This is a genomic window from Enterobacter sp. SECR19-1250 (genome assembly GCF_013391025.1).
GTDB classification, from domain to species: Bacteria; Pseudomonadota; Gammaproteobacteria; order Enterobacterales; family Enterobacteriaceae; genus Enterobacter; species Enterobacter cloacae.
In genome coordinates, this window is record NZ_JACASJ010000025.1 from 13,082 (window position 1) to 33,828 (window position 20,747).

At 56.3% G+C, this 20,747-nt stretch carries 18 protein-coding genes; 6 read left to right on the forward strand and 12 right to left on the reverse strand.

The window, feature by feature from the left end:
- Nucleotides 1-406: 406 nt before the first annotated feature.
- The gene (gene ltrA / locus HX884_RS08995; RefSeq protein ID WP_024191381.1) at nucleotides 407-1,894 is read right to left on the reverse strand and encodes a group II intron reverse transcriptase/maturase; all 1,488 of its coding nucleotides are present in this window, start codon (nucleotides 1,892-1,894) and stop codon (nucleotides 407-409) included.
- 495 nt (nucleotides 1,895-2,389) lie between these two features.
- Nucleotides 2,390-3,277, reverse strand: a complete 888-nt coding sequence (locus HX884_RS09000) for a LysR family transcriptional regulator (protein ID WP_045902908.1) — start codon at nucleotides 3,275-3,277, stop codon at nucleotides 2,390-2,392.
- Nucleotides 3,278-3,374: 97 nt separating this feature from the next.
- Between HX884_RS09000 and HX884_RS09005 the strand changes: the two genes are divergently transcribed.
- Nucleotides 3,375-4,433 (forward strand): SDR family oxidoreductase, encoded by a 1,059-nt coding sequence (locus tag HX884_RS09005; protein WP_178328007.1) that lies wholly within the window; start codon nucleotides 3,375-3,377, stop codon nucleotides 4,431-4,433.
- Between the two features lie 72 nt (nucleotides 4,434-4,505).
- Nucleotides 4,506-4,952, forward strand: a complete 447-nt coding sequence (locus HX884_RS09010; RefSeq protein WP_040023081.1) for a hypothetical protein — start codon at nucleotides 4,506-4,508, stop codon at nucleotides 4,950-4,952.
- Between the two features lie 317 nt (nucleotides 4,953-5,269).
- Here HX884_RS09010 and HX884_RS09020 read toward each other — a convergent pair whose 3' ends face one another.
- From HX884_RS09020 to HX884_RS09035, 4 genes are all read right to left on the reverse strand, one after another.
- On the reverse strand, nucleotides 5,270-8,344 hold the full coding sequence (locus tag HX884_RS09020) for an efflux RND transporter permease subunit (RefSeq protein ID WP_178328008.1): 3,075 nt from the start codon (nucleotides 8,342-8,344) through the stop codon (nucleotides 5,270-5,272).
- On the reverse strand, nucleotides 8,341-9,489 hold the full coding sequence (locus tag HX884_RS09025) for an efflux RND transporter periplasmic adaptor subunit (protein ID WP_178328009.1): 1,149 nt from the start codon (nucleotides 9,487-9,489) through the stop codon (nucleotides 8,341-8,343). The genes HX884_RS09020 and HX884_RS09025 overlap by 4 nt, the downstream gene beginning before the upstream one ends.
- A gap of 78 nt (nucleotides 9,490-9,567) precedes the next feature.
- Nucleotides 9,568-10,764, reverse strand: a complete 1,197-nt coding sequence (locus HX884_RS09030) for a cell wall metabolism sensor histidine kinase WalK (RefSeq protein WP_178328010.1) — start codon at nucleotides 10,762-10,764, stop codon at nucleotides 9,568-9,570.
- Entirely contained in the window at nucleotides 10,761-11,456 is a 696-nt protein-coding gene (locus tag HX884_RS09035; protein WP_038419267.1) for a response regulator, read from the reverse strand. Before HX884_RS09035 ends, HX884_RS09030 begins: the two co-directional genes overlap by 4 nt.
- 90 nt (nucleotides 11,457-11,546) lie before the next feature.
- On the opposite strand from HX884_RS09035, the gene HX884_RS09040 reads away from it, so the two are divergent.
- Nucleotides 11,547-12,335, forward strand: coding sequence for a MipA/OmpV family protein (locus tag HX884_RS09040; protein WP_178328011.1), 789 nt, complete (start codon nucleotides 11,547-11,549; stop codon nucleotides 12,333-12,335).
- Between the two features lie 129 nt (nucleotides 12,336-12,464).
- Here the strand turns inward: HX884_RS09040 and yajD are convergent, their stop codons facing one another.
- A complete protein-coding gene (yajD, locus tag HX884_RS09045) occupies nucleotides 12,465-12,812 on the reverse strand; it encodes an HNH nuclease YajD (protein WP_006808895.1) in 348 nt (115 codons plus the stop codon).
- Nucleotides 12,813-12,990: 178 nt separating this feature from the next.
- Between yajD and HX884_RS09050 the strand changes: the two genes are divergently transcribed.
- Nucleotides 12,991-14,016, forward strand: a complete 1,026-nt coding sequence (locus HX884_RS09050) for an LLM class flavin-dependent oxidoreductase (RefSeq protein WP_178328012.1) — start codon at nucleotides 12,991-12,993, stop codon at nucleotides 14,014-14,016.
- A 17-nt stretch (nucleotides 14,017-14,033) separates the two neighbouring features.
- On the opposite strand, the gene HX884_RS09055 is transcribed toward HX884_RS09050, so the two are convergent.
- Entirely contained in the window at nucleotides 14,034-15,071 is a 1,038-nt protein-coding gene (locus tag HX884_RS09055; protein WP_148791139.1) for an AI-2E family transporter, read from the reverse strand.
- 418 nt (nucleotides 15,072-15,489) lie between these two features.
- Between HX884_RS09055 and mdtJ the strand changes: the two genes are divergently transcribed.
- Nucleotides 15,490-15,852 carry a multidrug/spermidine efflux SMR transporter subunit MdtJ gene (mdtJ, locus tag HX884_RS09060; RefSeq protein WP_040023093.1) on the forward strand — a complete coding sequence of 121 codons (363 nt, stop codon included), beginning with the start codon at nucleotides 15,490-15,492 and terminating at the stop codon, nucleotides 15,850-15,852.
- Complete coding sequence (mdtI, locus tag HX884_RS09065; protein WP_013096842.1) at nucleotides 15,839-16,168, forward strand: multidrug/spermidine efflux SMR transporter subunit MdtI; 330 nt, start codon at nucleotides 15,839-15,841, stop codon at nucleotides 16,166-16,168. The genes mdtJ and mdtI overlap by 14 nt, the downstream gene beginning before the upstream one ends.
- A gap of 28 nt (nucleotides 16,169-16,196) precedes the next feature.
- Here mdtI and HX884_RS09070 read toward each other — a convergent pair whose 3' ends face one another.
- From HX884_RS09070 to puuE, 4 genes are all read right to left on the reverse strand, one after another.
- Nucleotides 16,197-17,015, reverse strand: a complete 819-nt coding sequence (locus tag HX884_RS09070) for a serine protease (protein ID WP_161670628.1) — start codon at nucleotides 17,013-17,015, stop codon at nucleotides 16,197-16,199.
- A gap of 276 nt (nucleotides 17,016-17,291) precedes the next feature.
- Nucleotides 17,292-17,681, reverse strand: coding sequence for an acid resistance repetitive basic protein Asr (gene asr, locus HX884_RS09075; protein ID WP_013096840.1), 390 nt, complete (start codon nucleotides 17,679-17,681; stop codon nucleotides 17,292-17,294).
- A 149-nt stretch (nucleotides 17,682-17,830) separates the two neighbouring features.
- Entirely contained in the window at nucleotides 17,831-19,318 is a 1,488-nt protein-coding gene (locus tag HX884_RS09080) for a carboxypeptidase M32 (RefSeq protein WP_045902911.1), read from the reverse strand.
- Between the two features lie 150 nt (nucleotides 19,319-19,468).
- The gene (gene puuE / locus HX884_RS09085) at nucleotides 19,469-20,740 is read right to left on the reverse strand and encodes a 4-aminobutyrate transaminase (RefSeq protein ID WP_178328013.1); all 1,272 of its coding nucleotides are present in this window, start codon (nucleotides 20,738-20,740) and stop codon (nucleotides 19,469-19,471) included.
- Nucleotides 20,741-20,747: the final 7 nt, after the last annotated feature.

The window sequence follows — 20,747 nt, forward strand, 5'->3', positions numbered from 1 at the left end:
TCGTTCTGGTCAGCAAGGGCGCGCAGCGTGCCATTTACCCTTGCTGACCAGGTTGTGACGGGGGACGATTACCGGAAGCTGATACGCAGGAGAAAGGCATCACAGGAGAAAATGACGATGTGCACACCCGGACTTACCGCCCCTTTAGCTGCACGGGTGAAATCGCCCTTCAGCGTCCGGAGGACAGGTAAAAAAAGCACTGACGACGTCAGTGCTGCCTTTGTGGTGTGCGGTGTTACACTGCCGCAGCCGGTCAGTTCGCCCTTCCTGAATCCGGGGGCGGTTTGTTTTCGGGGACGTTCTGACCGGCACTCCCCCATCACTTGCAGAAATTTCACCGCCCTTTATGTCGCGGTAGGGATACCCGTTACCGGATACCCCCCGCACAGATCCCGGCGTGCGCGATTTACGCACCGGGCTCCTGCCTCGGGTGTCTGGCGGTGAACCGCTCCACAGGCCATGGATGAAGAACCCGAACCCTTGGTAGCCATGCGGCTGCCAGTTTGTTTGCTTTCGTCCAGGTCGTATCATCCTTCTGGCTCCTGCGCCTGAGCGCCCGGCGCCAGAGGTTTGTTACGTGTGTCCTGAACTTCTGCATGGTGGGGAAGTTGCCCGGTACCGAGTGATAGTTCAGGTATCCCTGAACCACTCTCCTGAGCCATTTTCCCTGTTCGGGGATTGAGTAATGCCAGCGCCTTCGCAGACCGTCTTTGATGGCTTTCAGAGTTGCCGTCATCCGATCCCGGCGGGTCTTTCGTATCAGCATGAACCTGCCGTTGCGATCTTTCCCGCTGATGTGCGTGAACCCGAGGAAGTTGAACGTTTCTGGTTTGCCTTTTCCCCTGATGGCACGGTTTTCGACAGCGAAGCGGCCGAACTCCATCAGACGGGTTTTCTCCGGGTGAACCGTGAGTCCGAACTCCCTCAGTCTGCGCTGCATGGCTATACGGAAGCGCCGGGCATCGTATCGTTTGTCGAACCCGATGACGATGTCATCGGCGTATCTGACCATTACCACATTGCCTGTGGCATAGCGACGTCGCCACTGATGCGCCCACAGATCGAAGACGTAGTGGAGGTATATGTTTGCCAGCAGCGGTGAGATGACCGCACCCTGTGGGGTGCCTTCCTCCGTTGCTCGCCATTGACCCTCCTCCGACGTCCCGGCTGTGAGCCACTTACGTATGAGCCTGATTACCCTCCGGTCGCCGATCCGATGCTCTGTGAACCTGATCAGCCATTCGTGGCTCACCCTGTCGAAGAACTGACTGATGTCGGCATCCAGTACCCAGTTTACGTTAGTGCGTACCAGCCCTGTGGCCAGTGCGTCCAGTGCATCGTGCTGGCTTCGCCCGGGTCTGAACCCGTATGAGAACCCCATAAAGTCGTTTTCATAGACTGCGTTCAGGATTTTCACCAGCGCATACTGGACGATCTTGTCCTCCAGCGAGGCGATGCCGAGCGGGCGTTGTTTTCCATCCGCTTTTGGGATGTAGTGACGCCTGCCGGGCTGCGCCCTGTAGCTGCCCTGATGTAGCCTCCGGTGCAGATCTGTTATGTTGTTCTTCATGTTTCCGGCGTAGTCCATCCACCTGATGCCATCCACTCCGGCGGCCGCTTTCCTGCTCAGGGAGAGGAATGCGGCTTCCAGTGCTTCGACTGTCAGCAGGTGGAACAATGCTGTAAACCGTTCTTTCTTCCGCTGCTTCGCAGCTTCCCGCACGCGTGACAGCCTCTGTGACATGCTTTCCCGGCTCTGTGTCCGGCGCATGTGTGGCTGTTCCGCGTTCCCCTTGGCCCCGCTCCTTCGCTCCACTGACTCCGCTCCTTTCGGGTTGTTCGCCTGCTTCGCCGCTACTATGAGCGAGTCCGACTTCTCCTCTCCGTACATCACCGGCTATGACTCCTCGTCTTCCCGGTGCGGGCCATCTCCGACACTGGCAGATGGTCAGAGGGGAGATCTCCCGGTTCCCGCGTAGAGATCGTATTGACATGCCAGGGTCTCAGACCCCGCCGGGTCCATGTGGCACTCGCAGTATCGCACCCTATGATGTTGCCTTCCGTTAACAGTACAACGTCGGCACCCGGTAATTTAATATACATTTCGTGGCTCAATGGCTGGCCTGTCAACACCCCTGTCAACGCTTCGCCCCATACCTCGCGGTATGCCACGCATGACTCGGGGACCTTGTGGATTGCTGGTCCTTCAATGGTCGGGGACTTTCACCCCTTGATCTCTACCGGTCTCCCGGCGCACACTGTGTTTATATACAGTATTCATGATTAACCAGAACGATCAAGAGACGGGAGGGGAATTTTCCGGAACTCGTTGAAAGTCGAAAATTTTTAGTTCAACAAGGCGCGCTGGCGAGTATGCATTCTGGAATGTTTAATTTTTCTTAATTATTTCAGGCAGTAGCTGTTCTATAACCCCCACAACGCTTCTGACCCTGTGTGGAATAAAGCGAGCGTCCGGATAAACCGCATAGAGAAAGCGGTCGGGTAACCGCCACGCGGGGAGTACCTGCACCAGCGTGCCGGTTTGCAACGCCCGTGCCGCGAGCGGTAGTTGCATACCGCCAATACCCATGCCTGCCTCCAGCGCCTGTAACAGGGCGTCGCTGGTATTGGCTCGGAAAACGGTATTCACTGCAATATCAATCGTTTCGTCATCAGAAACCAGGCGTAAGGGAGCGTCCAGCGGGATGCCGCTGAATCGCACGTGGGGAAGCGCCGCCAGCGCGTACACGGACTCTACCGGCGGGAATGACGGGGCGGCAAAGAGCGGCGTTTCAATGCGTGCCAGTACGCGTGCGGCATGGGTTTGCGGAGGCTCCGCGCTCAGCCGAAGCGCCACATCCACCCCTTCGGTGACCAGATCGGCGATGCGGTCATCAAGCGAAACCTGCAGATGTAATTCAGGATTCATGCGCTGTAGCGTCAGCAGGCGCGGCAACACGATCTGGCCCAGGCCGCTCGGCAACTGCACATGTACGGCCCCCTGATATTGATGCTCAATCGGGTTCAGGCGTCGCTCTGCTTCCTGCATGGCCTCCAGCACAAGCTGCATATCCCGCCGGTAACGCTCACCCTGCGCGGTGAGCTTCATCCTGCGCGTTGTACGATGCAGCAACACCACACCGAGCTCTTCCTCAAGGGCGGCGATCTGCTGGCTGACGGCGGACTGCTTGATCCCGGCCAGGCGGGCGGCAGCGGAAAAGGAGCCCGCTTCGGCGACGCGCAGAAAGGTGGAAATGGCGTTGAGCTTATTATTCATTTCGTGATTCTGCTTATAAATGCCATCGGATTCGGGGGGTATATCAGAAAAAAATAATAGATCACACTGTGTCTGTCACCCCTTTCGGAGAAACACCATGAATAAGACGCAGCAACACAGGGTCGCGCTGGTCGCTGGCGCCAGCGGGATTGTTGGCAACCAGCTGGTCAAAACGCTTTTGCGTAATCAGTGGGAGGTTATTGGCCTGAGCCGCCAGGCGGTATCTCACCCTGAAGGCATTGCGATGGTTAATGTTGATTTACTGGATGCACAGGACAGCGCGCGGGCACTGTCATCGCTCAGCGGGATCACTCATGTGTTTTACAGCGCCTGGGTCAATGCCGCGAACTGGACAGAGATGGTTGAACCGAACGTCACCATGCTGCGCCATCTGGTCAGTAACCTCGAAAACACGGCGCCCCTTGAGACGGTCAGCCTGATGCAGGGCTACAAAGTCTACGGCGCGCATCTTGGCCCGTTCAAAACCCCGGCACGTGAAAGCGATCCCGGCGTACCGGGCGCGGAGTTTAACGCGGCCCAGCTCAGGTGGCTTAGCGATTTTCAACGGGGAAAAGCGTGGCACTGGAGCGCCATCCGGCCGGGCGTGGTGGGCAGCACGGTGCCGGGTAACGCCATGAATCTTGCCCTGAGCATCGCGCTGTACGCATCGCTGTGTAAGGCGCTGAATTTACCGCTGCGTTTTCCCGGCGCCGAACAGACCTGGCACAGCATTGTTGATCATACAGACGGTGAATTGCTGGCAGAGGCGACCGTGTGGGCCGCCACGTCGCCGGTAGCAGAGAACCAGGCATTCAATGTGAATAACGGTGACATCTGGCGCTGGAGCGAGCTGTGGCCACGCATTGCACACTGGTTTGAACTGGAGTCTGCCCCCCCGGTCCGGCTCTCATTTCAGCAGTTGTTTACGGACTACCGCACGGTATGGCATGAACTCGCCGCAGCTCGCGGGCTGGTGGAAAGCGATATTTTGCAGCTGAATGACGGCCAGTTTGCCGACTTCGTGTTTAGCTGGGATTACGATATGTTTGGCGATGGCAGCAAGCTGCGTCGGGCCGGATTCACCTCCATGCGGGCCACCGACGAGATGTTTTTCAGCCTGTTCGCACAGCTCAGGGCGGCACGCATTATTCCCTGACAGGGGGGATGTTGTTCTCAGGAACGAACCCGTTATACTCGCTCATGACTGTGATCAACGGGATTGGTGAATATGCGGGAAGCAATCAGCGTTTTATTAATGGCTCTGCCGGTTATTGGGTTATATCTGGTGATAAGGAATGGAGTGAGGTCATTTCGCCAGCCAAAACGCATCGTTTCAGATGCCCAGGGCAAGAAGAAAATATCCACTAACCCGTGGTTTTTTGATTGTTTTTCCCGCAAGGTTTATTTTTATGATGAGCGATATTTTTATGAAATTCAGAAGGATAGAACCACTCAGGTTGAACTGGCCAGGATAGTAAACATTAAGCCGGGATCGACGATGGTCAATAATCGTCGGATCTGGTCAGTAAGCTATGTTGAAAACGGAAGGGAAAAACAGGTGCAGTTTTACCCGAACGTAACGATGTTTAATCATAATTTCTCTGCTTTTTTGATAGCGGTAAAAAACGCCAATCCACACGCCGATATTAAAGATCTTTCCATTTTCAATTTCTGAATGCCACCATGCGGCATTCAGAGACGATCCAGCCAGTCACTAACCATTAACGCATCGACGCTCTGAACGCGGTACCCGCCAGCCCGTCACAAATCGCGACGATGCACCTCCAGCGCATTGATCAGACCTTCGGCCTCCTGGCAACGAAGGAGGACGCCAGATCCTGCTGGGCAATATGCTGAAGACCATCACCGCAAATGGCACAAAGACACAGCAACTGGCGGAAGAGGATATTGCTGAGGTCCTGAGAACCCGTTTTGCGCTGACGGCCGCGTAACGGATCGGGGGACAATTTCGCTTTCAGCACAGACCGGGTTTTATACGCTGTGCCGGTTGCGTAAACCGTCCCCCCACTGTAATAACAGACTGAACGACGCGGGCAGTACCGTGAGTGTGACCAGCGTCGCGACCAGCAACCCCCCGATAATGGCATACGCCATAGGTCCCCAGAATACCTGGTGCGAGATGGGGATCATGCCCAGAATGGCGGCACAGGCGGTCAGACAGATAGGTCTGGCCCGGTGCTCTGCGGCTGCGATAATGGCGGCATCGTTCGTCATCCCCTGAGCCAGATTGCTGTCAGCTTCGCCGAGCAGGATCACCGCGTTACGAATGATCATGCCCGCCAGCGCGATCACGCCCAGCAGGGCGACGAACCCCATCGGTGTTCCACCCGGCAGCATCGCCAGAACGATGCCCGGTAAGCCAAACGGGGCCATGAACAGGGCCAGAAACATCCGGGAATAGCGTCGTAGCTGAAGCATCAGCAATAACAACATAATGACCAGCGTCACCGGAAGAACGGTAAAGACAGAGCGGTTTCCTTTATCGGATTCCGCAACCGCGCCGCCTTCCTCAATACTGTAGCCCGCAGGCAAACGGGCACGCAGTTTATCCACTGCCGGGCGCAGCGCGGCGGAGACGACCTCGGCTCTGAGTCCCGGCGCAAGGTCAGTTTGCACGGTGATAAACGGCAGGCGCTGACGACGCCAGACAACCGGATCGTCCACACCCCAGACCGGCGTTGCGACAGCACTGAGCGGAATTTTTTTGCCATCGTTCCCCTCAACGGTCAGTGACGACAGTGTGGCCAGATTAAGACGTTCACTGTCTCTGGCGCGGAGCACCACATCCACCAGCCGGTCATTATCCCGTATTGAGGTCACGACGCTGCCGGACCAGACCGTATTCAGCGTCCGGGCCAGACTTTCTGACGACACGCCCGCAGCCCGGGCCGCCGTCTGATTCACCTCAAGAGTAATCACTCTCTCCGGTTCACCAGCGGTCTGGTTGACTTCACGTGAGAGCGGTGACTGGCCAATCACCTCCGTCAGGTGATTCGCCAGCGCCCGAACCTTCATATAGTCCGGCCCGCTAACCCGGTATTTGATTGGCCAGCCGACCGGGGGGCCGAGCTCCAGGGGCGATACGCGTGTGATGATGTCGCTAAATTGCGTCGCCAGTATCTTGTTCAGCTGTGCGTGCAGACGGTCGCGGGCGGCGAGGTTTTTCGCGACCACCACCAACTGGGCACTGTTTTCATTCTCCAGCAGCACATCCATTGGCAGATAAAAACGGATAGCGCCCGATCCTACGTATGTTGAGTAATGATCGATATTGCTATTGCCTGCCAGCGCCTTCTCCAGCTTTTCAGCCTCTCTTTGCGTTTCCGGCTGTGAGGCGTTGGCCGGAAGCGTCAGGCTCACCAGCAGCTCTGGTCTGTCGGAAGCGGGAAAAAACTCACCCTGCATAAATGTCGTCCCGTATATGGACAAAACCAGTGCGGCAAGGGCGCAAAGCACGGTGGTGAGTCGGTGGCGCAATACCTTACGCAGCAGCCAGTGATACCCGCGAGCAAGCCGCCCCGGGCCGGAGGCATGATGCCTGACGTTCTCCGGCAGCAGCCATGTCCCGGTCAGCGGTGAAAACAGGATTGCGACCACCCATGAACACAGCAGGGCAATCAGCACGACCGCAAACAGAGAAAAGCAGTATTCACCCGCGCTGGATGCCGCAAAGCCGACCGGAATAAATCCGGCGATCATCACCAGTGTGCCGGTGAGCATCGGGAATGCCGTCGTGGTGAACGCCCGGGTTGCCGCTTGCCGACGGGAATCGCCAGCCTCCAGACGAGAAACCATGGTTTCCACGGTGATCATGGCGTCATCCACCAGCAGACCCAGCGCAATAATCAGTGCCCCGAGCGAGATGCGCTGCAGGCCAATCCCGGCCAGCATCATTCCGGCGAAGGTCATGGCCAGAACCAGCGGGATTGCCGCAGCCACAACCAGCCCCGCCCGTAGCCCCAGAGAGACAAATGAAACGGCCAGGACGATAACCACCGCTTCAATAAGGACCCTGATAAAACTACTCACCGCGTCGCTGACTACCGCGGATTGATCGGCGACCTTCACCATCTCGATACCGTGCGGCAGCCCGGCGCTGAGGGCGGCCACTCTTTGATTCAACGCGGCGCCAAAGCGCAGCATATTGCCTGTCGGCGCCATTGAAATCGCCAGCCCGATAGCCGGTTTTCCGTTAACCCGGAACGCCGGTGAGGGCGGTTCGGCGCTTTTCCGGGTGAGGGTGGCAATGTCAGTCAGGGGGATATAACGATTGTTAATATGCAGCGTGACCGCGCGTAAACTCTCCTCTGAGCTGAGCGCACCGCTGACGTGGAGTGCGATGTTCTCCTGCCCCGTGCGTATGATGCCCGCCGGGACGACTGCATTCTGCGCCCTGAGCGCCTCCGCCACCTGCTGAATATCCAGACCCATCCCCGCCAGACGGGCCGGGGAAAAGGTCAGAACCATCTGTTCCTGCTGTTCACCCAGCAGGGTGGTTTTGCCGATATCCGGCAGGGACATCAGCTCCCGACGCAGTGTCTCCACCCGATCCCGAACCTCCCGCAGGGTATAGCCTTCGGGGATGAAGCCATAAATTGTGCCGAACGTGTCGTCAAATTCGTCGTTGACATCAGGGCCCTGAACGCCTTCTGGCAGGGACGGGGCGATATCCTGCATTTTCTTCCGCACCTGGTACCAGATATCCGGCACCGTTTGCGGCGGCGTATCATCGAGCAGGTTGACATGAATAACGGTGCGTCCTGCCCGGGTTTCGCTTTCGATATAATCAAGCCAGGGGATCTCCTGTAACTTTTTCTCAAGCGTATCCGTCAGTAGGCGAGTCGTGTCCGCTACCGATGCCCCCGGCCATTGCGCGGAGACCACGGCCGTTTTGATGGTAAACGCCGGATCTTCGTTGCGCGGCAGGCGCTCGTAACAGAACACGCCCATCGCCATCACTAGCAGCATAAAGAAACTGACCATCTGCTGATTTTTAAGCGCCCAGGCGGAGAGGTTAAATGTCTCTTTTGTGCTTCTCATGTTCATGGCTGCTCCTCCCCGGCAATCACCTGTTCTCCTGAGCGTAATTTGCTCACGCCAGCCGTAATCACCCTGTCACCGGGCGCAAGACCGGAGGCGATGATGACGGAGGAGGCCGTGTAACGTGCAGGCACAACCACGCGCAGTTGCGCCTGAGATTGCCGGTTGATTACAAACACAGCGGGCTTGTCTGCGTAACGACTCAGTGCCGACGCAGGAAGGACGTAACCGCACGCGGCACTGGAGGGCAGGGTTACGGTGACGCTGGCACCCAGTGCCATGGCGGCGGGCGAGTTGTTCAGGGTGGCTCTGACCCGCCAGGTACGGGTCAGGGGATCGGCCTGAGGCGTGATATCGCGTAACAGAGCTGAAGCATTGACCGTCGGGTCGCTGAGCAAGGCGACGCGGAAATCAGCCTTATCTGGTGAGGGGATCTCATCAGGCGCGGCAACATCAAACACCACATCGCGGGCTTCACCGGTCGCCAGCGTCAGCACCGACTGGCCTGCGCTGACAATCTGGCCCGCAGAGGCGCTGACCGCGGTAATGATGCCTTCCTTCGGCGAGAGAAGGCGGGTCCAGCCCAGGCTTTCCCGGGCGTTGCGCAGTGCCGCCTCGCTACTTTTCAGACGCGCGCTGGCGACAAGCCAGTCTGCACGGGCTGTGTCGAGTTGTGTGCGGGCTATAGCGCCGGTGGACATCAGCGTTTGCATTCTGTTGACGTTGAGCGCGGCAATCTGCGCTGAGGCTTTGGCACCCTCATAGTCAGCGGTGGCCGCGTCGAGCTGATTTTGTCCGGTGGTATTGTCGAGGGTCGCCAGCAGTTGCCCGGCGGTAACCCGATCGCCAATATCGACGACGCGCGTGAGGATCCTGCCCCCGGTACGGAAACTCAGCGTCGTCTCATCATGGGCATGGATCTCACCGGTTCTTTCCAGTGCTGGCAGCGTTTTCGCTGAACCCACCACACTGTAGCGTACCGCCCGCACGGGGGGCGGCGTGTTTTCGTGTTTATCGCCGCAACCGGTTAGCGGGAAGATAGCCAGGGCAAGTATCACCAGGGGAATAAAGTGTAGCCAGGAAAGGGTGCGCGCCACGCTGTATACATGATGCAGGCTGTGGCGGAGGGAGAGAATGAATTCGTCTGACATAACGCCGCTCCAGAAAAGGGATGGCGTTATTTAATCGGCTGTTCATCGAGAAAGATTCGATGTTGTGTCAAGGGTTTATCAAGAGCGGGAATTTTCCTCGTCACAAGCGCGCCAGGGCAGTTGGATGCGCACCAGAAGCCCTCCGGTTTCTGGTAATGACGCGCTAATACTTCCCCCATGCGCCTGACAAATCGCCTGCGCAATTGATAAACCGAGGCCGCTGCCACCGGAGTGCCGGGCGCGTGATTGTTCCTCGCGGCTAAATCGCTTAAACATGTCCGGTAAAAAGTGATTTGATACACCCGGACCGTCATCGGCGAATTCGAGGGTGTACTGCCCCTGGGCATAATGCAGGGCCACCTCCAGATGGCCTCCCTCGCGTCCGTAGCGGAGTGAATTCTCCATGAGGATCGTAAACACCTGCCCCATACGGAACGCATCGCCTCTGAAGGGGCATGGGCGCGGGTTACGCAACGTTATCGTAAAATTATGCGCATCGGCCTGTGGGGTTATCCAGTCTGCCCGCTCCTGAATCAGCTCATCCAGACGGAATGGCCTGTCTTCAAGCACAAGATTTCCCGCATCAGCCAAAGAGAGAAGGTGCAATTCATCGGTCAGCCGGTTGAGGTGCTGGAGCTGTTTCATCACCATCCCCAACTGCTCCGGGGTGGCGTCAAACACGCCGTCCATCATACCCTGCAGACGTCCAATGGCTGCCGTCAGGGGAGAGCGCAGCTCATGTGCCATGGCAACGTGCGAGGCGCGAAGCTCCTTTTCATAGCGAGCCAGTTGTCCGGTCATGGTATTAAAGTCAGCCGCAAAGCTGATCATTTCTGCGGGCGCATCTTTCACCAGCTCTGCCTGTCGGCCAAACTGCCCATCGGCCACATCTTTGGCCGCATCACGAAGACAGCTGAACTGCAGCGCCAGAGGACGAGCGTGCTTAAGTCCCATCACCACAATGAAGGGGATCATCACCAGCACCAGCAGAGCCACGGTGACCCAGTCAGCCGAGGCGATAGATGGGGTGGAGTAACTGAGCCCCCACCAGCTGTCTACAATATCGTGAAAGCGGGCCGGGTTTGACTGCGGATTCTGGCTGAGCGTGAGAAACTCCTGCCGGACCGCTGCGGGCATTTTGCCCATTATCCAGTAGTTCTGCACGGCGTAACGCAGCCACATACAGGCTGCTATAACGATCACGCTGCCAATCGCCAGCGCCAGGATGCGCGCGCAAATCCAGCGCCAGAGGGAGGAATGACGGGTCTTTATCATGGCTGTCTGAACCTGTAACCCACGCCGCGAACGTTAACCAGCACGCCGGAAAGACCCGCGGCTTCGAGTTTTTTACGCAGGTTATAAATATGGGTATCCACCACCCGCTCCAGGGCCTCGCTTTCCGGCAAACAGTGCTCCAGTAAATATTGACGGGAAAAAGGACGCGAAGGTGAACGCATCAGCGTGGTCAGTAGCGAAAATTCCGTTGGGGTCAGATCCAGAACCCGTGGCGTATTGTCATCATTGATGATGCTCGCCACAATGGCCGTGACATCCACCTCCAGCGTCTGCCAGCGAAGGATCTCTTCTTCGCGCGTGTTTTTATTGCTCCGGCGCAGCACCGCCTGCACCCGTGCCACGACTTCACCCGGATGATAGGGTTTAACGACATAGTCATCAGCCCCGTATCTCAACGCGCCGATGCGATCGGGCGTATCGCCCATAGCCGTCACCATGATAACGGGCACATCGCTTTTGCGACGCAGACTGGCCAGCACCTCAGTTCCGTTGAGTCCGGGAAGCATGACATCCAGCAAGACAAGATCGGGTTTCCAGCGTTGCGCCATCTCCAGCCCGGCCAGCCCGTCCCCCGTGACGGTCACATCGTAATTTTCACGGCGTAAATAAGCTTCAAGTACGCCAGCCGCATCGGCATCATCTTCAATAATCAGCACTCTTCTGGACAACATCTGTTCACCTTGACCGTTTCTTAACACTATCCCGACTATTCATTGATTTAGCCAAATCATACTGCGCACAACGTAGAAGTGGAGACCAGTATGATAGCGAGAAAAAAAGCCCTGTATATGACCGTTCCGTTTCTGATGACGGCAGCATCCGGCGTACACGCCGATGAGGCACAAACGTCTTCCGACTATTTGACCATTGGGGCAGGAGGACGCTATGCGCCTCGTTATTCAGGCTCTGACAAGCAGGTATGGCAAGGGGTTCCTGTTTTACAGGGGCGCAAAGGTGCATTCTTTATTGATGCGCAGAAAGGCATTGGATATGACCTGCAAAATGACAGCGGCGTGTACCTTGAACATACGCTGGGTTACGACCTGGGGAGGGCGGACGAAAACGCCAGCTGGCGCGAGGGAGCAAATAATCTGAAAGGGATGGGAGAGATCGATACCAGCCTGAATACCGGGCTGGCGGTCGGCTGGCAAATCACTTCCTGGCTGAGTGTGGAAGGCAAAGCGACCCTGCCTGTAACGGACAGTCAGGGGGTAAACTACCAGGCCTCTGTTACGCTGCTTCCTCTACAAACCAGTCAGGACACGATTGCTTTTCAGTCTGCATCCCTGTTTGGCGACAGCCGTTACCTCAATGCCTGGTATGGCGTCAGTCAGCAGCAGAGTCAGCGCTCCGGTTATAGCCGTTATTCAGCGCCCGGTGGATTCTACGGTATAGACAGCAGCCTGACATGGAGTCATCAGTTCGATACCCATTGGGGCACGGTACTGAGTGCCGACTACACCTGGCTTGGGGAGCATGCAAATAACAGCCCGATCGTATCGCGACGTAACGAAGGCGCTGTCACCGCCGCCATCACCTGGACATTCTAGTGTGGAGGTGAGAGATGCGATCTTCCTCGGCGTAGCCGGGGTAATCATTACGGCCATCTATGTCATTACCTGGTACGTCTATGTATACGGGTGAACAGAGCTGGCCGGAGCGAGAAAATTCCTGGAAGATTATTTCTTCTTGTTCATCATCGCTTTCAAATCAGCAAACGGATTAAAGGTGGCGACACCCACATCTTTTTGCGCGTCTTCTCCCGCGACAACGGTGGTGCCGTACTGATCCGCTTCGGTGTACTTCGAGTGTTCATGATCGTGGCAAAACAGGCACAACAGCTCCCAGTTACTGCCATCTTCCGGGTTATTGGTATGGTCGTGATCGATATGGTGAACCGTCAGTTCCCGAAGGTTGGAATAGACAAATTCCCGTGAGCAGCGCCCACAGACCCATGGATAAATTTTTAATGCTTTTTCACGGTAGCCGCTTTCCAGCCGCGCGTAGTTTTTAGGGATCAGAGCCATTGCCGGTTTTACCTGCCAGGAAAAGAGTGAGCGAAATTATATCCCATTATGGAACGCAATAGCGATCTGCTCAGGTCAGTCAATTTATTTGACGTTTTCCGTTAAATAAACGGCATTTATTGTTGCCCGGTAATGCGTAGAGTAGAAGAAACGCAACACATTCTCAGGATTACCCCTTATGAAAAAGATCGGATTTTTATCATTTGGTCACTGGACGCCGTCGCCACAGTCCGGAACCCGAACCGCAGCGGACACGCTGCTCCAGTCCATCGACCTGGCCGTGGCCGCTGAAGAGCTGGGTGCCGATGGCGCTTATTTCCGTGTGCACCACTTTGCCCGCCAGCTCAGCTCGCCGTTCCCCTTGCTGGCGGCGATAGGCGCAAAAACCAAAACCATTGAGATCGGTACCGGCGTGATCGACATGCGGTATGAAAACCCAATGTACATGGCGGAGGATGCCGGGGCGGCGGATCTGATCTCTGGCGGGCGTTTGCAGCTGGGAATTAGCCGCGGCTCGCCGGAGCAGGTGATTGATGGCTGGCGTCACTTTGGCTATGTCCCGCAGGAAGGGGAAAACGAATCGGATATGGCGCGTCGTCATACCGAGGTGCTGCTTGAGGTGCTGCGCGGAGAAGGGTTTGCGAAACCAAACCCGCAACCGATGTTCCCGAACCCGCCGGGTCTGCTGCGCCTGGAGCCTCATTCCGAAGGTTTACGCGACCGCATCTGGTGGGGCGCCGGTTCAAATGCAACGGCGGTCTGGGCCGCAAAACTGGGCATGAACCTGCAAAGCTCAACGCTGAAAGACGATGAAACCGGCGAGCCGTTCCATATTCAGCAGACAAAACAGATCCGCGCGTATCGTCAGGCCTGGGCTGAGGCGGGCCATACCCGTCAGCCGCGCGTGTCGGTGAGCCGCAGTATCTTTGCCCTGATGGACGATCGTGACCGGATGTATTTCGGGGCCAGCCGCAACGACAGCGATAGCGTGGGCTATCTGGATGAAAAAACGCGGGCGATTTTCGGGCGCAGCTATGCGGCAGAGCCCGACAAGCTGGTTGAACAATTGAAGCAGGACGACGGGATAGCCGAAGCGGATACCCTGTTACTGACCGTACCGAATCAGCTTGGCGTGGACTACAACGCGCATGTGATTGAGTCGATCCTCAAACATGTGGCGCCAGCAATGGGCTGGCGCGAGTAGGTTAACTGACGGGTTGCTCAGCCTCTGTGACTCATATCGCTCAGCAGTACGGCGATACTTTGCCCGCCCGCCGTCTGCTCAAGCGCAATCTTGACGATGATGGTCAGCGGAACGGAGAGCAGCATGCCAACGGGGCCGAGCAGCCAACCCCAGAATATCAGGGACAAAAACACCACCAGGGTCGAAAGCCCAAGCCCGCGTCCCATCATGCGCGGTTCAAGAATGTTTCCGAAGACCAGGTTAATCACCAGATAACCGGCCAGCAGAATCAGGGCATCATACAAACCGCTGAAAACCAGCACCTGCAGAATAGGCGGGATGGCCGCCAGCACGGAACCGATGTTGGGAATATAGTTAAGCGCAAAGGCGAGCAGTCCCCAGACGAACGCAAACCGCACATCCAGCGCAACCAGCATGCTCCAGACAACACACCCGGTGACGAGACTGATCGCCGTTTTCAGCACCAGATAGCGGGAAACACTGTCCAGTGCACGCTGAATCGCGCCCATGCCTTCCACCGGCCGAACCATTATATGCTGTAGTTTGGCAGGCAGTTGCGGCACCTCCAGCAGCATAAATACCACGGTTAAAAACAGCAGGAAAATAGAGGCCATGGCGTTGGAGAGCTGCGCCAGCAGGCTGGTGACGAGGGTCATGGCTGCGTTGGGATCGATATACTTCAGCAGTTCCTCAACGGAGACCTCAATGCCCGCGCGCTGCAGCCAGGGTTCAATCTGCAACAGAGGGATCACCAGCGACGAGCGGTATTTCGGCAGCGTGCGCGCCAGTTCATTCAGGGACGTGCCCAGATAAGCGACCAGCAGCACCATCGCGATAATAATGATGCTGATGAGCAGGGTGATCGCCAGCACGCGCGGTATGCGTATCCGCACCATGCGCTGAACCAGCGGGTTAAGGATTACTGCAATAAACAGCGCCAGAATAAAAGGCACGATAATATCGGCGGCAAAACGAACGCCCGTCAGGATGATCACCAGCATACCGAGCATGATCACAATCTTAAGGCCGTTCAGGGTAATGATGGGTTTAGCCATGGCAATTCCTGCATATTTTTTTATTTATAATAAAGGCGAAAAGCGTTTAATAAACTAACCAAAATCAAACGGCCTCGGTAAAGAATTGAAAAGACTTTGAGTAAAATCCTGGCTTATGGTACAAATTTAGCGTGTTTAACTACCGAGGACAATTTTGATCCGCAAAGACGAGAAGCAACACCGCGGATAATTGTAATTTTATGGACAATTTGTTCAGGACGTATTCTTCAAACCATACTGCTGTATTCTCCACTTCTTTCTTCCTTCTGTCCGGTGAGCAACACTGGCGCAACGCGCTATAGTCACGTCTTCTGCCTGAGCTGGCGCCATGCGCTTAGCTATCTGATTTAATTTCCTTTTTTGGGTTTGCTGTTCGCAGCGAGCCGCGATGGATTATATTCTCAAGCAGGAGAAAAACATGTTTTACTGGATTTTATTAGCCCTGGCTATTCTCGCTGAAATTACCGGCACGCTGTCTATGAAATGGGCAAGCGTCAGCGATGGCAACACCGGTTTTATTTTAATGCTGGTGATGATTTCGCTTTCCTATATTTTCCTCTCGTTTGCGGTGAAGAAAATCGCGCTGGGGGTGGCTTATGCCCTCTGGGAAGGTATCGGTATTTTGTTGATTACGCTGTTCAGCGTTTTGTTATTTGACGAAACCTTATCAACAATGAAGATCGCCGGATTGACGACGCTGGTAGTCGGGATTGTGCTGATTAAATCGGGTACACGTAAACCGGCAAAACCGCAGAAGGAGCAGACCCATGCAGCAGTTTGAATGGATCCACGCGGCCTGGCTGGGGTTCGCCATTGTTCTGGAAATTCTGGCGAACGTGTTTCTGAAATTCTCTGATGGTTTTCGTCGTAAAGTTTACGGTCTGATGTCGATTGCCGCTGTGCTGGGGGCGTTTAGCGCCCTGTCTCAGGCGGTCAAAGGTATCGATCTGTCTGTAGCCTATGCCCTGTGGGGCGGGTTTGGTATTGCCGCGACCCTGGCAGCAGGGTGGGTGCTCTTCGGCCAACGGTTAAATAATAAAGGCTGGATCGGCCTGGTATTGCTGCTGGCCGGTATGATTATGATAAAACTCGCCTGATGACGTCAGGCGAGGCGGCGCTGGCCTGTTATTGTGCCAGCGCTTCCAGCTTGTCGCGAAAACCGGTCACCGAGAGAGCACGGTTATCCGCGCGCCATCGGTCTTTGGCCGCCGGGGCTGAACTTTGCACAGCAATCAACTGCCAGCCGTTATCCGTTTTCAGCATCAGCGGTGAGCCGCTGTCGCCCGGTAACGTATCGCACTGGTGAGAGAGCACGCTGTTTTGCGCCCAGCCGGTCACAATGCAGTCGGTGTGGGTGTACAGCGTATCCAGATGATCGACCGGATAACCGGATTGCGTCACCTTGCGATCGACGGCTTTCAGCGCGGCGGTCAGCGCGGCTTTATCGCCATCAAACAGGGGCAGAGGAGTGATTCCAGAAGGCGGGTAGCGCAAAATGATGAGACCGAAATCCCAGGAGGCCGCAGCGGGCGGGACTATCCAGCCGTCGCCGTCCGGTTTCAGGCGCTTACCCAGCGAAGGGTCAACCCGGCCTTCAATCCCGTGAATTTCATAGCGCCACATCCCTTTCTGAGACACAAATCGCAGTACCACGGCTTTGTCGGGTTTGCCGTCCGGCGGCGTCAACAGGCAATGGCCTGCGGTCAGGGCAAGCTGAGGGGTAATCAACGTGGCGGTGCATAAGTTACCGCTGGCGGTTTCCAGTTGCCCGATGGCATCCCACGGGGCCTGGGTAGGATCGGCGACACGCGTACGATCATCATGACCGAAAAACAGCGTTTTAAGCTCTTTCGCGCTAATGGTGTCATCATCGCCATCATCCGCATGCGCGAATCCAGAAAAAAGAGCAAACGTTCCCAGTAATAACACAACAGATTTACGCATATCACACTCTGGTGGGGGTAATTATGATTATTAAAAGTGAACCCTATGAAAATACTATAGACGGGACAGCGCTAAAGTGGGAGTAAAATCAGCGTGCTACGATCAGGAAAGATAAAACTGGCTTGCGATGAGCGCGCATAAAATAAGCAGGATAAGGATCAACTCAAACCGATAGCGTCGCAGCATACGCCCTCCGGATAAAAAAACGGCGCTGTATTGAAATGTTCAGCGCCGGTTTACCAACGTGCCCCGAAGGGCACGGTTTAGCTTGTACTCTTACGCAGCTGGCTGAGCAGCTGGTTTAGCAGCTTCGTGTTTTACTGCTTTTTTGTGATGCTTTTTAGCGGCCTGAGCTTTCTGCTCTACAGCGGGTTTAGTCGCTTTTTTGTGGTGCTTTTTGGCGGCCTGTGCTTTCTGCTCAACAGCAGGTTTAGCGGCGTCTTGTTTTACGGCTTTTTTGTGGTGCTTTTTAGCCGCCTGCGCTTTTTGCTCAGCAGCAGGTTTAGCAGCTTTGTGATGTTTCTTGTGGTGTACCGTTTTTGCCGGTGCAGCGGTGGTTGCAGCAGGTGCAGCGGCAGCTGGAGCAGTTGCAGTAGTCTCAGCAGCGAACGCAGCAGAAGACAGACCCATAGCAGCGGCAACAACCAGAGCTAATACTTTATTCATGTTCATACCCTCGAATTTGGTTTTTCATTTAACCCCACTGCGGGGCCGTTGAAATAACTATATCCCTGTAAATTCGGGGTTTCCGTGAGTGATTGGTATCGGCGTGTAACCGTTTGTACAACGCCGGGGGTTTTCCCCGGCGTGGGTCATTACAGGTAACGCGAGGTCAGGTGTTCACGGAAATAGCGGATATTTAGATCTTCACCCGTCGCCTGGGTGATCAGCTGTGATGTGGTAAACCGGCTGCCATGTTGCCAGACGTTCTGGCGCAGCCAGTCAAACAGGGCCGACAGATCCCCTTCAGCGATAGAGGCCTGCAGACCTGGCAGCGCCGTTTTCGCGGCATGGAACAGCTGCGCGGCGTACATTGCCCCCAGCGTATAAGACGGGAAGTAACCGAATCCGCCGTCGGTCCAGTGGATATCCTGCATACAGCCGTTGCGGTAGTTGTCTTTGGTGGATAACCCGAGCCACGCCTGCATTTTCTCATCCCACAGGGCCGGGATGTCCTCCACCTCGATATCGCCATTGATCAGCGCCCGCTCAATCTCATAGCGCAGCACCACGTGTGCCGGGTAGCTCACTTCGTCGGCATCGACGCGGATATAGCCCGGCTTCACGCGCTGGTTCCAGGCGATAAAGTTCTCTTCGCTAAACGCCGCCTGGCTGCCAAAACGGGCATGAACGGCAGGGAGGAGATGTTTCAGGAACGCCTCGCTGCGGCCAAGCTGCATCTCAAAGAACAGACTCTGGGATTCGTGGATTGCCGTTGAACGCGCCAGGGCAACGGGCTGACCGGCCCACGCGCGCGGCAGGTTCTGTTCGTAGCGCGCGTGTCCGGTTTCGTGGATCACGCCAAACAGGGCGCTGAGGAGTTCATCTTCGTCATACCGCGTGGTAATGCGCACATCTTCCGGCACGCCGCCGCAGAACGGGTGCGCGCTCACGTCCAGACGACCGCCATTGAAATCGAAGCCGAGCATCTTCATGGCTTCCAGCCCCAGCTCACGCTGCGTTGCCGTCGGGAAGGGGCCCTGAGGCGGAACGAAGGTCTGCCTGGACTGCTTGTCGACCACGTTTGCCAGCAGATCCGGCAGCCACGACTTCATGTCGGCAAAGAGCACGTCCAGACGGGCGCTGGTCATGTCTGGTTCAAAAATATCCAGCAATGCGTCGTAAGGTGAGCAACCTTTTGCCTCCGCGCGCAGACGCGCCTCTTCACGGCTGAGTTTAACCACCTCTTTCAGATTGGCGGAAAAGCCTTGCCAGTCATTGGCCGGACGCTGGGTACGCCAGGCGTGCTCACATTTGCTGCCCGCCAGCGATTTGGCTTCCACCAGCGATTCCGGCAGCAGCGAGGCCTGCTGATATTGACGCGTCATTTCACGCAGGTTGGCCTGTTCGACGTCATTCAAATCTTCACCTGCCGCTGCAGCCAGCCATTCACCCACTTTTTTGTCGGTCAGGATCTGATGTTGCAGGACGCTCATCTCGGCCAGCGCTTCACCGCGCGCGGCGCTGCCGCCGGGCGGCATCATGGTGAACATGTCCCAACTGGCGATGGAGGAGAGGTGCGAGAAGCGGGAGAGACGCTGGAAGGTTTTCACAAGTGACTGATAGGCGGATGTTTTTTGCAATTTTTATTTCCTCTTGCCAGGGATGTGTTTCAGGGAGCATACAATGAAACAGACCAAATTCCCCAGCATTTCCCACACGGAGGAAATCTAAGCCGATCTCCTCCGTTGAAACCGTCTCCGGAATGCCGGGAGACGGTTTTCGGTAGGTAATTAGGCCTTATCACGCATGACCTGTTGCAAGATCGCCAGCGCCTGGGTGAACTGGGCATCCGGAATGGTCAGCGGATAAAGGAAGCGGATCACGTTGCCGTACTGGCCGCAGATCAATAACAGCAGGCCCTGGGCGAGAGCTTTTTGCTGGATCGCCTGCGCGATGGCGGCCGAAGGTGCACGGCTCTCGGGATCAAAAAACTCCGCCGCAATCATCGATCCTCTTCCCCTTATCGCCACGAGCGCAGGGAAGGTGCCCTGAATCTCTTCCAGGGTGGCTTTCAGTCGATCGCCCAGATGCCGGGCGCGGGCGCACAGTGACTCGTTGTCGATAATATTCAGCACCGCGTGCGCGGCGGCCACCGCCAGCGGGTTGCCTGCATAGGTCCCCCCCAGACCGCCGGGCGCCGGCGCGTCCATGATTTCGGCGCGGCCCACCACGCCGGACAGCGGCATTCCGCCTGCCAGGCTTTTCGCCATCGTAATCAGGTCGGGCTTGTCGGCGTAGTGTTCCATGGCAAACAGTTTCCCCGTACGGGCGAAGCCGCTCTGCACTTCGTCGGCAATCATCACGATCCCGTGTTCATCACAGATACGGCGGATGGTGGCCACCAGATCTGGCGGGGCGACGTTGAATCCGCCTTCACCCTGAATGGGTTCAAAAATAATCGCCGCTACCTGTTTCGCCTCAATGTCTGCTTTGAACAGACGTTCTATCGCCGTGATGGCATCCTGCGTCGTGATGCCGTGCAGCTCCGAGGGATAGGGCACGTGATAAACCGACCCCGGGAAGGGGCCAAATCCCAGCTTATAAGGCGCGACCTTGCCGGTTAATGCCATGGTCATATAGGTTCGGCCGTGAAAGCCTCCTCCGAAGGCAATCACGCCCGGTCTGCCGGTGTGGGCCCGGGCGATTTTAATGGCATTTTCCACTGCTTCCGCGCCCGTTGTGAAGAATGCCGTTTTGGCCGGGCTCTGCACCGGAGCCAGCTCGTTAAGTTTTTCGGCTAATGAAACGTAGCTTTCATACGGCACAATCTGGTAGGCCGTGTGGGTGAACTGGTGAAGCTGTTTTTCCACTGCAGCCACCAGTTCAGGATGCCGATGGCCGGTATTCAGTACCGCGATCCCGGCGGCGAAATCAATATAGTCGTTGCCTTCCACGTCGGTAAGCGTGGCATTCTCCGCCGTGCGGGCAAAGAAATCACACATTACGCCTACGCCGCGCGGGGTGGCAGAAAGTCTACGCTGATGAAATTCCTGGTTACTCATGTCAGAT

What these genes read in the sequence shown, in the direction of transcription:
- HX884_RS09000 (WP_045902908.1), bottom strand. Translation starts at nt 3,277, where the DNA reads ATGAATAATAAGCTCAACGCCATTTCCACCTTTCTGCGCGTCGCCGAA.
- HX884_RS09005 (WP_178328007.1), top strand. Translation starts at nt 3,375, where the DNA reads ATGAATAAGACGCAGCAACACAGGGTCGCGCTGGTCGCTGGCGCCAGC.
- HX884_RS09010 (WP_040023081.1), top strand. Translation starts at nt 4,506, where the DNA reads ATGCGGGAAGCAATCAGCGTTTTATTAATGGCTCTGCCGGTTATTGGG.
- HX884_RS09020 (WP_178328008.1), bottom strand. Translation starts at nt 8,344, where the DNA reads ATGAACATGAGAAGCACAAAAGAGACATTTAACCTCTCCGCCTGGGCG.
- HX884_RS09025 (WP_178328009.1), bottom strand. Translation starts at nt 9,489, where the DNA reads ATGTCAGACGAATTCATTCTCTCCCTCCGCCACAGCCTGCATCATGTA.
- HX884_RS09030 (WP_178328010.1), bottom strand. Translation starts at nt 10,764, where the DNA reads ATGATAAAGACCCGTCATTCCTCCCTCTGGCGCTGGATTTGCGCGCGC.
- HX884_RS09035 (WP_038419267.1), bottom strand. Translation starts at nt 11,456, where the DNA reads ATGTTGTCCAGAAGAGTGCTGATTATTGAAGATGATGCCGATGCGGCT.
- HX884_RS09040 (WP_178328011.1), top strand. Translation starts at nt 11,547, where the DNA reads ATGATAGCGAGAAAAAAAGCCCTGTATATGACCGTTCCGTTTCTGATG.
- yajD (WP_006808895.1), bottom strand. Translation starts at nt 12,812, where the DNA reads ATGGCTCTGATCCCTAAAAACTACGCGCGGCTGGAAAGCGGCTACCGT.
- HX884_RS09050 (WP_178328012.1), top strand. Translation starts at nt 12,991, where the DNA reads ATGAAAAAGATCGGATTTTTATCATTTGGTCACTGGACGCCGTCGCCA.
- HX884_RS09055 (WP_148791139.1), bottom strand. Translation starts at nt 15,071, where the DNA reads ATGGCTAAACCCATCATTACCCTGAACGGCCTTAAGATTGTGATCATG.
- mdtJ (WP_040023093.1), top strand. Translation starts at nt 15,490, where the DNA reads ATGTTTTACTGGATTTTATTAGCCCTGGCTATTCTCGCTGAAATTACC.
- mdtI (WP_013096842.1), top strand. Translation starts at nt 15,839, where the DNA reads ATGCAGCAGTTTGAATGGATCCACGCGGCCTGGCTGGGGTTCGCCATT.
- HX884_RS09070 (WP_161670628.1), bottom strand. Translation starts at nt 17,015, where the DNA reads ATGCGTAAATCTGTTGTGTTATTACTGGGAACGTTTGCTCTTTTTTCT.
- asr (WP_013096840.1), bottom strand. Translation starts at nt 17,681, where the DNA reads ATGAATAAAGTATTAGCTCTGGTTGTTGCCGCTGCTATGGGTCTGTCT.
- puuE (WP_178328013.1), bottom strand. Translation starts at nt 20,740, where the DNA reads ATGAGTAACCAGGAATTTCATCAGCGTAGACTTTCTGCCACCCCGCGC.